Origin of the sequence: Exiguobacterium sp. USCH10, assembly GCF_037619445.1 — a bacterium.
Taxonomy (GTDB): domain Bacteria; phylum Bacillota; class Bacilli; order Exiguobacteriales; family Exiguobacteriaceae; genus Exiguobacterium; species Exiguobacterium aestuarii_A.
This window is the reverse complement of record NZ_JAQPZO010000001.1, coordinates 273,288-287,781: the sequence shown is the minus strand read 5'-3', so window position 1 is coordinate 287,781 and position 14,494 is coordinate 273,288. Positions and strand designations below refer to the sequence as shown.

Annotated in this window: 16 protein-coding genes; 11 read left to right on the top strand and 5 right to left on the bottom strand. The window is 47.3% G+C overall.

Features of this window, described 5'->3' with window-relative positions; genetic code table 11:
* Positions 1 to 3 precede the first annotated feature (3 nt).
* From PQI28_RS01505 to lpdA, 3 genes are all read left to right on the top strand, one after another.
* Positions 4 to 981 (top strand): alpha-ketoacid dehydrogenase subunit beta, encoded by a 978-nt coding sequence (locus tag PQI28_RS01505; RefSeq protein ID WP_074034993.1) that lies wholly within the window; start codon positions 4 to 6, stop codon positions 979 to 981.
* Positions 982 to 1,059: 78 nt separating this feature from the next.
* Positions 1,060 to 2,349, top strand: a complete 1,290-nt coding sequence (locus PQI28_RS01500) for a dihydrolipoamide acetyltransferase family protein (protein WP_015881260.1) — start codon at positions 1,060 to 1,062, stop codon at positions 2,347 to 2,349.
* 4 nt (positions 2,350 to 2,353) lie between these two features.
* The gene (gene lpdA / locus PQI28_RS01495; protein WP_074034989.1) at positions 2,354 to 3,766 is read left to right on the top strand and encodes a dihydrolipoyl dehydrogenase; all 1,413 of its coding nucleotides are present in this window, start codon (positions 2,354 to 2,356) and stop codon (positions 3,764 to 3,766) included.
* A 20-nt stretch (positions 3,767 to 3,786) separates the two neighbouring features.
* Here the strand turns inward: lpdA and aac(6') are convergent, their stop codons facing one another.
* Complete coding sequence (aac(6'), locus tag PQI28_RS01490) at positions 3,787 to 4,236, bottom strand: aminoglycoside 6'-N-acetyltransferase (protein WP_339962368.1); 450 nt, start codon at positions 4,234 to 4,236, stop codon at positions 3,787 to 3,789.
* A 75-nt stretch (positions 4,237 to 4,311) separates the two neighbouring features.
* Here aac(6') and PQI28_RS01485 point away from each other — a divergent pair, with 75 nt between their 5' ends.
* A complete protein-coding gene (locus tag PQI28_RS01485; protein WP_074034985.1) occupies positions 4,312 to 4,617 on the top strand; it encodes a DUF3055 domain-containing protein in 306 nt (101 codons plus the stop codon).
* A 118-nt stretch (positions 4,618 to 4,735) separates the two neighbouring features.
* Here PQI28_RS01485 and PQI28_RS01480 read toward each other — a convergent pair whose 3' ends face one another.
* Positions 4,736 to 6,217 (bottom strand): aminotransferase class I/II-fold pyridoxal phosphate-dependent enzyme, encoded by a 1,482-nt coding sequence (locus tag PQI28_RS01480; protein WP_214760628.1) that lies wholly within the window; start codon positions 6,215 to 6,217, stop codon positions 4,736 to 4,738.
* A 159-nt stretch (positions 6,218 to 6,376) separates the two neighbouring features.
* On the opposite strand from PQI28_RS01480, the gene PQI28_RS01475 reads away from it, so the two are divergent.
* The 3 genes from PQI28_RS01475 to PQI28_RS01465 all read left to right on the top strand — a co-directional run bounded on the left by PQI28_RS01475 (position 6,377) and on the right by PQI28_RS01465 (position 8,401).
* Complete coding sequence (locus PQI28_RS01475; protein ID WP_214748331.1) at positions 6,377 to 6,643, top strand: UPF0223 family protein; 267 nt, start codon at positions 6,377 to 6,379, stop codon at positions 6,641 to 6,643.
* A 237-nt stretch (positions 6,644 to 6,880) separates the two neighbouring features.
* Entirely contained in the window at positions 6,881 to 7,069 is a 189-nt protein-coding gene (locus PQI28_RS01470; protein ID WP_015881266.1) for a hypothetical protein, read from the top strand.
* 78 nt (positions 7,070 to 7,147) lie between these two features.
* Positions 7,148 to 8,401, top strand: a complete 1,254-nt coding sequence (locus PQI28_RS01465) for an inositol monophosphatase family protein (protein ID WP_214783971.1) — start codon at positions 7,148 to 7,150, stop codon at positions 8,399 to 8,401.
* A gap of 58 nt (positions 8,402 to 8,459) precedes the next feature.
* Here PQI28_RS01465 and PQI28_RS01460 read toward each other — a convergent pair whose 3' ends face one another.
* On the bottom strand, positions 8,460 to 8,639 hold the full coding sequence (locus tag PQI28_RS01460) for a DUF5325 family protein (RefSeq protein ID WP_074034965.1): 180 nt from the start codon (positions 8,637 to 8,639) through the stop codon (positions 8,460 to 8,462).
* A 163-nt stretch (positions 8,640 to 8,802) separates the two neighbouring features.
* Here PQI28_RS01460 and typA point away from each other — a divergent pair, with 163 nt between their 5' ends.
* Both typA and PQI28_RS01450 read left to right on the top strand, forming a co-directional pair.
* Positions 8,803 to 10,647 (top strand): translational GTPase TypA, encoded by a 1,845-nt coding sequence (gene typA, locus PQI28_RS01455; protein ID WP_074034963.1) that lies wholly within the window; start codon positions 8,803 to 8,805, stop codon positions 10,645 to 10,647.
* A gap of 87 nt (positions 10,648 to 10,734) precedes the next feature.
* Entirely contained in the window at positions 10,735 to 11,079 is a 345-nt protein-coding gene (locus tag PQI28_RS01450; RefSeq protein ID WP_074034961.1) for a YlaH-like family protein, read from the top strand.
* A gap of 36 nt (positions 11,080 to 11,115) precedes the next feature.
* Here PQI28_RS01450 and PQI28_RS01445 read toward each other — a convergent pair whose 3' ends face one another.
* Positions 11,116 to 11,316 (bottom strand): YlaI family protein, encoded by a 201-nt coding sequence (locus tag PQI28_RS01445; protein WP_074034957.1) that lies wholly within the window; start codon positions 11,314 to 11,316, stop codon positions 11,116 to 11,118.
* 115 nt (positions 11,317 to 11,431) lie between these two features.
* On the opposite strand from PQI28_RS01445, the gene PQI28_RS01440 reads away from it, so the two are divergent.
* Together PQI28_RS01440 and PQI28_RS01435 are read left to right on the top strand one after the other, a co-directional pair.
* Positions 11,432 to 11,881: a hypothetical protein gene (locus PQI28_RS01440; protein WP_337873663.1), complete on the top strand. Its 450-nt coding sequence runs from the start codon at positions 11,432 to 11,434 to the stop codon at positions 11,879 to 11,881.
* A 33-nt stretch (positions 11,882 to 11,914) separates the two neighbouring features.
* Positions 11,915 to 13,231: a PhoH family protein gene (locus tag PQI28_RS01435; protein WP_214695586.1), complete on the top strand. Its 1,317-nt coding sequence runs from the start codon at positions 11,915 to 11,917 to the stop codon at positions 13,229 to 13,231.
* 37 nt (positions 13,232 to 13,268) lie between these two features.
* Here PQI28_RS01435 and PQI28_RS01430 read toward each other — a convergent pair whose 3' ends face one another.
* Positions 13,269 to 14,465 (bottom strand): multidrug efflux MFS transporter, encoded by a 1,197-nt coding sequence (locus tag PQI28_RS01430; protein ID WP_214819565.1) that lies wholly within the window; start codon positions 14,463 to 14,465, stop codon positions 13,269 to 13,271.
* Positions 14,466 to 14,494: the final 29 nt, after the last annotated feature.

The window sequence follows — 14,494 nt, the reverse complement described above, 5'->3', positions numbered from 1 at the left end:
GTTATGGCTCAAATGACAATGATCCAAGCGATTACTGATGCGATGCGCGTTGAAATGAAACGCGACGAGAAAGTACTTCTCTTCGGAGAAGACGTTGGTAAAAACGGTGGGGTATTCCGTGCGACGGAAGGTCTCCAAGACGAGCTCGGCGAAGACCGTGTCTTCGACACGCCACTCGCTGAATCAGGGATTGGTGGTCTTGCAATCGGTCTAGGTCTTACTGGATTCCGTCCGATTATGGAAGTTCAATTCTTCGGATTCGTATTCGAAGTATTTGACTCAATCGCAGCTCAAATGGCACGTATGCGTTACCGTTCAGGCGGCGCTTACAGCCAACCGATCACAATCCGTTCACCATTCGGTGGTGGAGTTAAGACACCTGAGCTTCACGCGGATAGCCTTGAAGGTTTGATGGCTCAGACACCTGGTCTTAAAGTCGTTATTCCATCGACTCCTTACGATGCAAAAGGTTTGTTGATCGCGTCAATCCGTGACAACGACCCAGTTGTGTTCCTCGAGCACATGAAATTGTATCGTTCATTCCGTGGCGAAGTGCCTGAAGGTGATTACACAATCGAACTCGGTAAAGCAGATGTGAAACGTGAAGGTACAGACGTTTCAATCATCACTTACGGTGCGATGGTGCACACTTCACTTAAAGCAGCGGAAGAGCTCGAAAAAGAAAACATCAACGTTGAAGTCATCGACCTCATGACAGTGAGCCCGCTTGATATCGACACAATCGTAGAATCTGTTAAGAAAACAGGTCGTGCGATCGTCGTTCAAGAGGCACAACGTCAAGCAGGTATCGCAGCAAACGTTGTAACTGAAATTCAAGAACGCGCAATTCTTCACCTCGAAGCACCAGTTCTTCGAGTAACTGCACCAGACACAGTCTTCGCATTTGCACAAGGTGAAGACATGTGGTTACCAGACCATAAAGATGTCGTTGCAAAAGTTAAGGAAGTTGTGAACTTCTAAGATCGTGTCGAATAAACGATGAGGGAGAATGTTCTCCCTTGTCGTGTTTACATGATGAATTGATGGGAGGAAAAACCAGTGGCAGTATTTGAATTTAAATTACCAGATATCGGTGAAGGTATTCACGAAGGTGAAATCGTCAAGTGGTTCGTAAAAGCAGGGGATACGGTCAAAGAGGACGATGTTCTTTTAGAAGTACAAAACGACAAAGCAGTCGTTGAAATCCCAGCTCCAGTCGACGGTACAGTCAAAGAAGTTAAAGTTTCTGAAGGTACAGTTGCCGTAGTCGGCGACGTCCTCATTACGTTTGACATCGAAGGCGACGCACCAGCAGGTGAAGAAGAAACACCTGAACAACCGAAAGCAGAAGAGAAGACAGAAGACGTAAAAGAAGATGTGAAAGAAGACGCGCCACGCGACGTTCAACTTCACAAATCTGAGCGTGTCATCGCAATGCCATCTGTCCGTAAATACGCACGTGAAAAAGGTGTCGACATCCGTGAAGTAAACGGTTCTGGCGACAACGGTCGTGTCTTGAAAGAAGATATCGATGCATTCGCGAACGGTGAAGCACCGTCTGCAGAAGCTACAACAGAGAAAACAGAATCTGTAGCACCAGCAGCAGCTGCGAAAACGGAAATCAAGCCTTACGAGTCAGCGACTCCAGAACTTGAAACACGTGAGAAAATCCGTGGAATCCGTAAAGCCATCTCGAAAGCAATGGTTAACTCGAAGCACACTGCACCACACGTTACGCTCATGGACGAAGTCGACGTTACAAAACTCGTCGCACTCCGCAAAGACTTTAAACAAGTCGCGGCTGACCAAGGCGTGAAACTCACGTACTTGCCATTCGTCGTGAAAGCATTGACTGCTGCAGCGAAAGCATTCCCAACAATCAACGCTTCAATCGATGATGTGAACGAAGAAATCGTTTACAAAAACTATTACAACATCGGTATCGCAGCTGACACGGACAACGGACTCGTTGTACCAGTCGTAAAAGATGCAGACCGTAAATCAATCTATGCACTTGCTACAAACATTAACGAACTTGCAGGTAAAGCTCGTGAAGGTAAGCTCGCTGGGGAAGACATGAAAGGCGGATCGATCACAATCACAAACATCGGTTCTGCTGGTGGACAATGGTTCACACCTGTCATCAACCACCCAGAAGTTGCAATTCTCGGTATCGGCCGTATCGCTGAGAAAGCTGTCGTGAAGAACGGTGAAATCGTTGCTGCGCCAGTACTTGCACTTTCATTCAGCTTTGACCACCGCCTCATCGACGGTGCGACTGCACAGAACGCTCTTAACATGGTGAAACGCTTGCTCGAAGACCCAGCACTTCTAATGATGGAGGGATAAGAACATGGTAGTAGGAGAATTCGCACAAGAAACTGATTTGCTTGTCATCGGTGCCGGTCCTGGTGGATACGTTGCCGCAATCCGTGGCGCACAGCTCGGAATGAAAGTAACAATCGTTGAGAAAGGCAACTTCGGTGGTGTCTGCTTAAACGTTGGATGTATCCCATCGAAAGCGTTGATCACAGCTGGACACAACTTCCAACACGCTAAAGGACATGATTCAATGGGAATCTCGTCTGACAACGTGTCAGTGGACTTCACAAAAGTTCAAGACTGGAAACAGTCAGTTGTTAATAAATTGACTGGCGGTGTCAAAGGTCTCCTCAAAGGAAACAAGATTGAAATCGTTCAAGGTGAAGCTTTCTTCGCTTCTGAAGACACAGTTCGTGTCATCACAGAAGATAGCTCAACTCCTTACAAATTCAAAAAAGCGATTGTTGCGACTGGTTCTACACCAATCGAGATCCCATCGTTCAAATGGTCAAAACGCGTCCTTTCTTCAACTGGCGCATTGGCACTTCCTGAAGTACCGAAGAAACTCGTCGTCATCGGCGGTGGATACATCGGTATGGAGCTCGGTACTGCATACGCTAACTTTGATACAGAAGTAGTTGTTGTAGAAGGCGCTAGCGACATCTTGTCTGGTTTCGAACCACAAATGACGCAAATCGTTAAGAAGAAACTCAAACAAAAAGGGAACGTCACAATCCACACAAACGCACTTGCTAAAGGTGTCGAAGAAACGGAAGACGGCGTAACCGTTAAGTTTGAAGTAAACGGTGAAGAGCAATCTGTTGAAGCGGACTATGTCCTCGTCACAGTTGGTCGTCGTCCAAACACAGGCGACATCGGTCTTGAGAACGCGGACGTTAAAATCAGCGACCGTGGAATCATCGAAATCGATGACCAGTGTAAGACTTCGAACGAAAACATCTATGCAATCGGTGATATCGTTCCTGGACCACCACTTGCACACAAAGCATCTTATGAAGCGAAAATCGCAGCGGAAGCAGCAGCAGGTAAGCCAGCTTACCTCGACTACTCTGCAATCCCTGCAGTCGTCTTCACAGATCCTGAACTCGCAACGGTTGGTTACACAGAGCCACTCGCAAAAGAAGAAGGACTCGAAATCACAGTTTCGAAATTCCCATTCGCAGCGAACGGTCGTGCACTTGCACTTGACGAGCCAGACGGCTTCATGAAGCTCATCACTCGCAAAGAGGACGGCCTCTTGATCGGTGCTCAAATCGCGGGTACTGGCGCATCAGATATGATTGCTGAGCTTGGTCTCGCAATCGAAGCTGGTATGACTGCTGAAGATATCGCACTTACAATCCACGCTCACCCATCACTCGGTGAGATGGCAATGGAAGCTGCTGAAATCGCAATGGGTATGCCAATCCACGTCGTTAAATAAGCACGCTAGAAAAAACTCTCTCACGTTTCGTGAGAGAGTTTTTTGATATAGGTGACGACGCGTTCGACCTCCTTGAATCCAATCTTCTTATGGAACTGTTGGCTGCTCTCGTTTTCAAGTTCGGTATCCGATGCCAGTTCGATACAACCATGACGTGCAGCGAACATTGACGCAGCATCAATCAGACGGGCAGCGACACCTCTCTGACGCTCGGATTCAACGACATAGATTCCTTCCACGTAAGCAGTCGGAGACGTGGTAGAACCTGGTACGTAGTCATGCCGGAAGCTGAGCTGGCAAAATCCAATCGCTTTTGTGTCAGAGGATGCAATGAAATAATGCATTTTCTTTGAAGCAAGACCGAGCTTAACTTCCATCCGCAATTCCTCAATCGGTGCGTCGGGCCAAAGCTCATGCATCAACTGCACGAGTGCTTCTTGATTTGATGGTGTGGCATACTCAATTTTCATAATGACTCTCTCCTTAGGTTTCATACTTGTAGTATAAAGGAAAATACTTGTGAAGAGAGAAGGGAGGGAATCCTGATGGCATTCGATGAGGAGTTACTATATACCGTATCCGAGACGAGTCGCGTACGTTTCACCGGGATTGAGACAGAAGCTGCCCGCTATGATTTTGGTTTCGTCTATACACACCAATTCATGGGCAAAGTATTAGTCGTCTGTATGCAAACCGGTCAATCGGCCCTTCTCGATCTACATGCTTTAGAAGAGCCCCGTCAATTGTATCCGATGCTCGGCATTAACTTGAATGACACAGAGCACGTCGCTGAATTTTTACGACTCTGCCTAGTTGAAAAAACAGAAGCATCTGAAGAAATTGACACTTGAAAAAATGTAAGCGTTTTCTTATAATAGTCAATAGGGGAAGCAATTCGATCATCTACAGCCACCTTTTCTGAGATGACATAAAAAATGAGCCGGTCATGATGACCGGCTCATTTTTTGTTTAGCGAATCGCTTTTGTTTGTTGAATGACTTTAATCATTTGAAGAGACTCATCTTCAAGACCTTGAACCGGGAGACCGGCTTCGATGTTGGCCATGATGTATTCGAGTGTCGACGTTGTGATCAATTCACCTGGAATGATGATTGGGATCCCTGGTGGGTATACCATAATGAATTCCGCTGAAATGCGTCCGACGGCGTTCTCAAGAGGGATTGTCTCCGTCTCTTCATAAAACGCATCACGCGGGCTAAGAGCCAATGGCGGGATTTCAGGAAGCATGATCGATAGTGAGTCATTCCCAGACTTCTGATAAACGGACACGACGTCACGCATCGCTTCAATCAATGCTTGAATCGTCGACTCATCGTCTGCTGACGTGACAATGAAGAGCACGTTTAATAGATCTGACATCTCGACTTCGATGCGGTGTTTCTCACGAAGATACTTCTCGACTTCAAATCCTGTCACACCGAGCTCACGAACCGATACGAGAACTTTTGTCTCATCGAGTGCATAAGTCGATTCCGAATGAAGTTCCGCATGTCCGTAAACCGACAAGTTCGGCATTTGACCGATTGCTGTCCGTGCTGCTCGAGCAAGGTCAAGCGCACGTTCGTTCATCATATGACCTTTCGTCGCAAGCTGGCGACGTGCCGCATCTAGAGAAGCGAGGAGCAAGTATGATGTTGAAGTCGTTGTGATCATCGAAAGCATCGCATGTATCCGCTCAGGTGACACGAGACCACGGCGTACGTTCAAGATGGAACTTCCTGTCATCGATCCGCCAAGTTTATGCACGCTCGTTGCCGCCACGTCCGCTCCCGCTTGCATTGCCGAGAGTGGGAGTTCATCGTGAAACGGAAGATGGACACCGTGTGCCTCATCGACAAGTACAGGTACATCTTGTGCATGAGCGACGTCAACGATGCGCTCCAAATCACCCGCGACACCGAAATAGGTCGGGTTGATGACGAGTACGGCTTTTGTATCCGGGTGAAGCTCGAGTGCACGTTCTACGGCACTTGCTGTAATCCCGTGCGCGATGCCGTACGTCTCATCGAATTCTGGGTGGATGAAGACCGGGTGCGCACCCGTTAAGACGAGCGCGGACATGACCGATTTGTGTACGTTACGTGGAACGATGATTTTCTCGTTCGGTCCGACGACGCCCATGATCATCGCCATGATGGCACTCGACGTTCCTTGAACGGAGAAAAAGGTCTCATCAGCACGGAACGCCTCTGCCGCCAAGCGTTCCGCTTCAGCGATTGCCGCTTTTGGATGATGAAGGTCATCGAGTGGGGCAATGTTAATCAAATCAATTTTTAGGGCGTTTTCGCCAATAAAGTCACGAAACTCCGGATCCATCCCTTTCCCGCTCTTATGACCAGGAATATGGAACGCAATCGGATTTGAGTCGACATGTTCAAGTAACGTGTCAAATAGTGGCGTTTCGAGCTGAGTAGCACCTTTTAATTTCAATCGTAAATCCCCCTTGGAATCAGTTTATTTATTAGATGAATGATATCGTTACGTTATATGTTGATTTTAAAAAAAGAAGCAACAAAAAAACTATAGAGATTTCTGACGTAACTTGCAATAGTTTTTTTTGTTGATACAATGAGTGTCGAGGTGAACAATATGCAAATCAATTATCCGATTAATCCGGATTGGACGACTGATGAATTGATCGAGGTCGTCGAGTTTTATAATGTCGTCGCACAAGCGAACGAAGGTGGAGTCGAGCGTGAGGTTTTCCTAGACGCGTATCGAGCCTTCAAGCAAATCGTAACATCTAAGTCAGAGGAGAAACAACTGAACGCGGTTCACGATGAACAGACTGGATATTCTACGTATCGTACCGTTCAGGCAGCGATGAAGTCGTCGAGCAAAATGATTAAACTGTAAGTCCGAGCATGCCCGTGCAAATTCAGGCATGCTTTTTTGTTATTACTTCTTTAAAGTCGGGTACAGTTATCTAACACTAATTCAGGTTTAAGGGATTTGAAATTGGGAATATATCCATTAAGATAAAAAATTCAAAATAGTCAGACAATTATCTTTCATTTTCGAATTTTATCTGATATACTCAATTCAACTCACCAAACCGTAACTTGTAGCCCAACAAAAGGAGTGTGGCATCTTATGAAACAAGTGATTGAGGCATTCAAAAGAAAAGACGCAGAAAAACGGATTCCGGTGCTGCGCTTGGAGATTGATTATGAATTGGCAACCCTTTTCGATGCGATGGCGTCACAGGATGATGCTACAGTTCAGGCTAGCAAGCATCGGTTGGAGAAGTATCGCCAAGAATTATTGCGTCTCGAAGCCTGACCATTACACACACATTCAACCAGTATTCCGAGCGGATACTGGTTTTTGTTTGGTACAATACAGTTGAGGTGATCACAGATGATAGAATGGTTTGCAGTCGATTTAATCAAACAGGCGGGAGAACTGATTCGTCGCGAGATTGATCAACATTATGAAGTGGAACGGAAGACCGGAAAAGGAGACTTGGTCACGGAGATTGACCGAGCGGTGGAACAGCTGATTGTCCGCCGGATCCAAAACCAATTCCCGGACCATCAAATCATGGGGGAAGAAGGGACGACGGATACGCCAGACACGTTATCAGGAACGGTATGGTTCGTCGATCCAATTGATGGGACGTTAAACTTTATTCATCAGAAGCGTATGTTCGCCATCTCGGTGGCCGTGATGGTCGATGGGGTCGTAGAGTACGGATTTGTCTATGACGTGATGGCGGATGAGATGTTCATGGCAAGAAGAGGGTATGGTGCGACATTAAACGGACGGACATTGACGAATCTACATGAACATCATGTACGAGATGCATTTTTAAGTATGAATGCGACGTGGGTCACCCCGAACCATCAAATTGCCCCGGAAATTCTTGCCCCAATTGTTCGGGACTCGATTGGGACACGGGCACACGGCGCTGCATCGCTTGAGCTTGCTTGGCTCGCTGCAGGACGAGTAGACGGATACATTACGATGCGCAACATGCCGTGGGATTATGCCGCAGGAAAATTGCTCGTAGAAGAAGTGGGTGGACGGGTCGTTTCCTTATATGGGGAACCGATTCGATACGATGGGAGAACATCTGTATTGGCAGGAAGCGAGACATTCGTCAATGACGTCATCAAACACTATGTCATCGCAAAAGGAGTGACCCCGGAAGCGAAGCCGGATCTTCAAATCGTGGAACATGAATCGTATGAAGAAATTCGTGACTTGCTCGTTTTAGCGAATCCGAATGAAGCGATGGTGCGAGAACAGTTTCAAACAGGACGAACGTTTAAAGCGTTACTCGGAGGAGAAATCGTCGGTGCCTATATGCTCGTATCGCAAGGGGCAGGACGGGTCGAGCTTGTCAATATCGCGGTGAAACCGGAGAGACAAAACCAAACGATTGGTCAGCGGATGTTACAAGACGCGGTAAAACGGGCGACGGCACTTGGCGGTCAAGAACTACTCGTTTGTACCGGGAATTCAAGCATCATGCAATTGCGCTTTTATCAACAAGCTGGATTCCGATTTGATTCTGTGGAACGTGATTACTTCATGAACCATGGGTACGATGCGATTGAGGAGGATGGTTTGGTCTTACGTGACCGCATCTGCTTGACGCGTCCAATTTGAATCATCAAATAAAAGGAAAGAGGGTTCGCTCGACTTTTGTCAGAGCAACCCTCTTTCTTTATGAAGATTGACGATCAGAAAGAATGCGACGACGTAATTGAATGCCAAAAAACGTCGCGACACCACTAAGTACGAGGCTTCCTAAAATGATGGCGGCGCTGCCTTCGGCCACCCCGATGCCGATACCGACAAACCCGGCGACGACGGCCATGGCAATTAATAGAAACATAAGCTGCATGGAGACTCCTCCTTATTTTCTCTTCTCTACCTCATTGTATGATAAAAAACGTCCAATGAAAACGTTCACAGTCGATTCCACTCGACAAAGGTACTGTGACGTGTGCTATACTCTTAAAGTTGAAGAAAAGCTGAAACTTTTTAAATAAGAGAGGAATAACTACATGAACGTAAGAACAAACCTTCGTAACGTAGCCATCATCGCTCACGTTGACCACGGTAAAACAACGTTAGTCGATGAATTATTGAAACAGTCTGGTACTTTCCGGACGAACGAGGCAGTCGCAGAACGCGCGATGGACTCAAACGATATCGAACGTGAGCGCGGAATCACAATTCTCGCGAAAAACACGGCAATCGATTACAAAGACACTCGCATTAACATCGTAGATACTCCAGGTCACGCAGACTTTGGTGGGGAAGTTGAACGAATCATGCGTATGGTTGATGGCGTTATCCTCGTCGTCGATGCGCGTGAAGGCTGTATGCCACAGACTCGCTTCGTATTGAAAAAAGCACTCGACCAAGGACTTCGTCCGATCGTCGTTGTTAACAAAATCGATAAGCCGATGGTTCGTCCACTCGACGTTGTCGATGAAGTCGTCGATCTCTTGATCGATCTTGGCGCAGATGAAGATCAACTTGAATTCCCTGTCGTCTATACATCGGCTGTCAGCGGTTCAAGTTCGTTCGATCCTGATCCAGCAAACCAAGAAGACACAATCACACACGTGCTCGATACAATTCTTGAAAACACACCAGCTCCAGTAGATAACTCAGATGAGCCACTTCAATTCCAAGTAACGATGCTCGACTACGATAACTACCTCGGTCGTATCGGTGTAGGTCGCGTCTTCCGTGGGAAAATCAAAGTCGGTGAGCAAGTATCACTCTGTAAGACAGATGGTACGGTGAAGCAACTCCGTGTCACAAAATTGTTCGGTTACTTCGGCCTCAAGCGCGTTGAAATCGAAGAAGCTAAAGCAGGTGACTTGATTGCTATCGCCGGGATGGAAGACATCAACGTTGGTGAGACAGTTACGCCAGTCGGTAAAGAAGAGCCACTTCCGCTCCTTCGTATCGATGAGCCAACACTTCAAATGCGCTTCATGACGAACAACTCGCCGTTCGCAGGACGTGAAGGGGACTTCGTCACTGCACGTAAGATCGAAGAGCGTTTGATGAAACAACTTGAGACAGACGTATCGCTTCGTGTGGAAAACACGGATTCTCCTGACCAGTGGGTCGTATCAGGACGCGGTGAGCTTCACCTCGGTATCTTGATCGAGAACATGCGTCGTGAAGGCTACGAGCTTCAAGTGTCGAAGCCACAAGTTATCATCCGTGAAGACGAAAATGGTACGAAAGTTGAGCCGTTTGAGCGCGTGATCATCGACGTACCAGAAGAGTACACAGGTTCAGTCATGGAGTCGATCGGTCTCCGTAAAGGTGAACTTGCTAATATGAACACGAACGATAACGGTCAGACACGTATGGAATTCATCGTTCCATCACGCGGTCTCATCGGTTACCGTAACGAATTCTTGTCGGCGACACGTGGATACGGAATCTTGAACCACACGTTCGAAGAATACCGTCCGTATATCGCAGCTGATATCGGTGGTCGTCGCAGTGGTGTTATGGTTTGTATCGAAAACGGGAAGTCAACGGCTTACTCAATCGGTGCACTCGAAGACCGTGGAACGATCTTCATCGAGCCAGGTACGGATGTATACGAAGGAATGATCATCGGTGAATGTAACCGTGACGTCGACCTTGCGATTAACGCTGTTAAAGGGAAGCAATTGACGAACATGCGTGCTTCAGCAAAAGACTCGACACAAGTCTTGAAACGTCCGCGCGTCTTCTCACTTGAAGAGTCGCTCACGTTCTTGAACGATGACGAGTACTGTGAAATCACGCCAGAGTCAATCCGTCTTCGTAAGAAAATCTTGAACAAGAACGAACGCGAGAAAGCTGACAAGCGTCGTAAACTTGGTAAAGAATAAGTAGTAGAAAAGGGAACGCTTCGGCGTTCCCTTTTGCATGGAATAGTGTAGAATGGATGTGTATGAAATAAAGGGGGACTCTTTGTCTTGAAAGCTTCTCAAACAATCGATATCACACAAATTGATGTTCCGTGGATTGCCTCGATGCTAGGTGTCGGTAGCGACCCGAACGATTTTTCGGTCGGATTCAACGCACTCGTTGTCACGGTCATCTTACTGACGATTCTCGTCTTTAAGCTTGGTTTTGCAAAACAATTGGCATGGTGGAAATCACTGATTGTCTATATTCTACTTGCACTTGGCGCAGGTACGATGGCGCTCGTCTTTTTCACGTGGCCGATTCCAGAAGTACTTGCTGTCATGGCCATCGTGTTGGCCATCTATCGCGGTCGTCTTTGGTGGAACCGTCGTCAGGATGCAGTCGAGTCATAAAAAATACGGGCGTCTCTTCGGAGGCGCCCGTTTTCTTTACCAATTTCGTTTTTGTCGAAATGTAGGATATAACTTGAATTGTCCAGATGCGGCGCGTTCAGCCGTACGTTCGCTGATTCGCTCCTGACAGTCTTGACACATATACGTTTTAGCCGGCTTGTTGCGCAATCGTTTTGCTTCAAACGACCATGAGTCGATCGTTTCGACTTTATCGCAAAGAGAACATTTTACACGCATCTTCTCACCTTCCTCTATAGGATGAGTATAGCATGATTTCATTCGTTGAAAGCAGGGAATTGAATCGGTAAGGGAGAATGGTACAACCATACCCGGTTAAAAGGAGGGGAGTTGAATGGCGAGTAAGGCAACGTTTGAATTGACAGCCGCTCAACAGCGATTGTTGAATGACATGCCGTTAACATTTCTCGTCGGTTTTGATGAGGCGAAGCGTTGGCCAATCAGCCACGCGATCAGTTGGGTGCAAGCACTCGACAAGGACACGATTCGGTTCGCGTTAACTAAGAATTCGCACATCGTGACGATTTTATCGACCGAAAAGACAGCGGGTCTCATCTTTATCGAAGATGGTCAGTCCTATCATGTTTTACTTTCATCCATCCGAGAATTTGAACCAGCGGTAAAACCGAGCCTTCATCTTCGTTTTTTTGAAGGACATGTCGAAGAAGTGAGGAATATCTCATTTTATGGTGCAGCATATGCTCAGCCTGAAATTACGAAAACGTATGATATTCGTGCGGCGGAAAAGTTAGACCGTGAAGTGAAAGAAAGTCTTCATTCTTGATTACCATCCTATAGTCGAGGGGCGGCAAAGTCTATGAAAAAAACGTATGTACTCGATACGAACGTACTCCTACATGATCCGCTATCCTTATTTCAATTTGAAGAACATGACGTGGTCATCCCGGCCATTGTCTTAGAAGAACTTGATGGTAAAAAACGAAACATGGATGAGGTCGGGCGAAACGCCCGTGAAACGTCGCGTGTTCTAGACCAGCTCCGAACATCGGGGAAACTTCATGACGGCGTCCCACTTGAAAACGGTGGACGTCTCTTTGTCGAGATTGGACACGAACACGAAGTCGATATTCCATTCGACGTGATGACGAACGATAACCGCATTCTTCTCGTTGCCTTAAAATTAATGAAACAATACGAGCATGACACGAACCATAAAGTCGTCGTCGTCTCAAAAGATATACTGGTCCGTGTGAAGGCGGACGCAATCGGAATTGATGCCGAAGACTATCTGACCGACCACATCGTCGATACGACGAATTTGTATGCCGGCTATCGTGAAATCGAGGTCGATCAGTCACTCATCGATGAATTTTATAAAGTACGCCAACTTCCGACATCCGCATTGACGAAACAAACGTTATATCCGAATTCGTTCGTCGTGTTAAAAAGTAACGTGTCGAAAGCGAGTGCGCTGGCGGTGGTCGACACGCTCCAACCGATTGTTCGTCCGCTAGCGCTCGACGCTGACCACATCTGGGGAATTCATCCACGAAACGTTCAGCAACGGATGGCACTCGACTTATTGTTACGAGATGACATTCCGTTCGTCACGTTACTCGGGAAAGCGGGAACCGGAAAGACGCTCCTTGCTCTAGCGGCAGGACTCTCACTCGTTGAGGACGAGCAACGATACAACAAGCTCGTCGTTGCCCGACCGGTCGTCCCGATGGGGAACGATATCGGCTACTTGCCAGGTGAGATGGAAGAAAAATTACGTCCATGGATGCAACCGATCTATGATAATCTAGAATTTCTCTTCAGCGCCAATTCAAAAGATGAGCTAGGAAATATTCTAGCTGGCATGAAATCGATTCAACTCGAAGCGCTCACTTATATTCGAGGAAGAAGCATGCCCGACCAGTTCATCATCATCGACGAAGCTCAAAACTTAACGAAACATGAAATCAAGACGATTCTCACCCGTGTCGGGGAGAACTCGAAAATTGTTCTCGTCGGTGACCCGTACCAAATCGACCATCCGTATTTAGATGAATATTCGAACGGATTGACGTACGCCGTTGAACGATTCAAAGGACAAAATGTCTTCGGTCACGTCCAACTTGTAAAAGGGGAGCGTTCGTCCCTCGCCAGATTGGCGGCCGACTTGTTATAAGCGAGATACAAAATAACGCCGAGCTAAACGCTCGGCGTTATTTTGTATCGAGTTGTAGCGATTGGACGTTCGTCCGTTCTAAAAAGGCGTTTGAAATCATGATCAATCCTGTGACGATGAACAGTGCGGAAAATCCGAAGTGTGCCACGATTTGGGATCCAAATAGCGGTCCGAGTAGATTTCCCATGAACTGAGCGGACTGATTATATGAAAAGATCCTTCCGGTTGCAGCAGTTGGTGTATGCTGTCGCAGCAACGACTGAACGGATGGCATCAATGCGGCGGTCGCAAATCCAATCCCGAAGCGTAACAGAATGAGTTGGGTCGTCGATGTGACGAATGCTTGCGGGATTAAGAATAAACTGTAGAGGAGCAGTGCCCAAAATAAGATCCGTTCTGCCCCGTATCGGTCCGATAATCGTCCGAGGCGTTGCGCAGAAAAGAGAGCGGCGAGCCCAGGGGCAGATGCGACAATCCCTGCCATGAAGGCAAGTGCGGTCGTATGCGGATTTAATTCACGTACATATAACGTCAAGAGTGGTCCGATTGATTGTGTCGAGAACTGGATGAGGAACGTTGTCACAAACAACCCGACAATCAATTGCGGATGCCGCAGTGAGGCGAAAATGGACTTCACTGAAGCGAGTTCATCACGTTTCACTGGGACAAAGTCTTCTTTTACGAACCAGAGCGTGATGAGAAATGTAAGGAAGAGTGCACTTCCGGTAAAGAGAAAAACGGATCGAAGCCCAATCCAGTCTGCAAGTAGTCCGCCGATGAGCGGGCCGAGTAGACCACCGGTGATTCCACCGGTCGACAAGGTACCGAGCGCCCAGCCACTTTTCTCTTTTGGGGTTTGGGAAGCGACTAAGGTGATACCGGCTGAGATAAATCCAGAAACGGCACCCATGAGTAAACGCAACCCGACCAGTTGATACACGTCTTGCACAAAACTAATGAGAAACATCACGATGGCCATTCCGAGACTTGCTCGGATAAGCATCAACTTTCTTCCTTTTTGGTCAGCCAGACGTCCCCACATCGGAGAGACGATGGCGGCCACGAGGAACGTCGCGCCGAACGCGATCGCCGACCAAGTGACGACATGGTCAGGGTCTTTTACCCCGAGTTGTTCAATAAACAACGGCAGGAAGGGGAGGACGAGACTCATTGAAGCGGCGGTCAAGAAGCTACCGATCCAAACAACTATTAAATTTCGTTTCCATAAAGGCATCGTAAGCGTCACGACCTTTCTTATTCAAT

Excerpts from the sequence above, each read along its gene's own strand:
- PQI28_RS01460 (WP_074034965.1), bottom strand. The coding sequence starts at position 8,639 with ATGCAGCTTATGTTTCTATTAATTGCCATGGCCGTCGTCGCCGGGTTT.
- PQI28_RS01435 (WP_214695586.1), top strand. The coding sequence starts at position 11,915 with ATGAAAAAAACGTATGTACTCGATACGAACGTACTCCTACATGATCCG.
- PQI28_RS01465 (WP_214783971.1), top strand. The coding sequence starts at position 7,148 with ATGATAGAATGGTTTGCAGTCGATTTAATCAAACAGGCGGGAGAACTG.
- lpdA (WP_074034989.1), top strand. The coding sequence starts at position 2,354 with ATGGTAGTAGGAGAATTCGCACAAGAAACTGATTTGCTTGTCATCGGT.
- PQI28_RS01440 (WP_337873663.1), top strand. The coding sequence starts at position 11,432 with ATGGCGAGTAAGGCAACGTTTGAATTGACAGCCGCTCAACAGCGATTG.
- PQI28_RS01505 (WP_074034993.1), top strand. The coding sequence starts at position 4 with ATGGCTCAAATGACAATGATCCAAGCGATTACTGATGCGATGCGCGTT.
- PQI28_RS01445 (WP_074034957.1), bottom strand. The coding sequence starts at position 11,316 with ATGCGTGTAAAATGTTCTCTTTGCGATAAAGTCGAAACGATCGACTCA.
- typA (WP_074034963.1), top strand. The coding sequence starts at position 8,803 with ATGAACGTAAGAACAAACCTTCGTAACGTAGCCATCATCGCTCACGTT.
- PQI28_RS01485 (WP_074034985.1), top strand. The coding sequence starts at position 4,312 with ATGGCATTCGATGAGGAGTTACTATATACCGTATCCGAGACGAGTCGC.
- PQI28_RS01470 (WP_015881266.1), top strand. The coding sequence starts at position 6,881 with ATGAAACAAGTGATTGAGGCATTCAAAAGAAAAGACGCAGAAAAACGG.
- PQI28_RS01430 (WP_214819565.1), bottom strand. The coding sequence starts at position 14,465 with ATGCCTTTATGGAAACGAAATTTAATAGTTGTTTGGATCGGTAGCTTC.
- PQI28_RS01475 (WP_214748331.1), top strand. The coding sequence starts at position 6,377 with ATGCAAATCAATTATCCGATTAATCCGGATTGGACGACTGATGAATTG.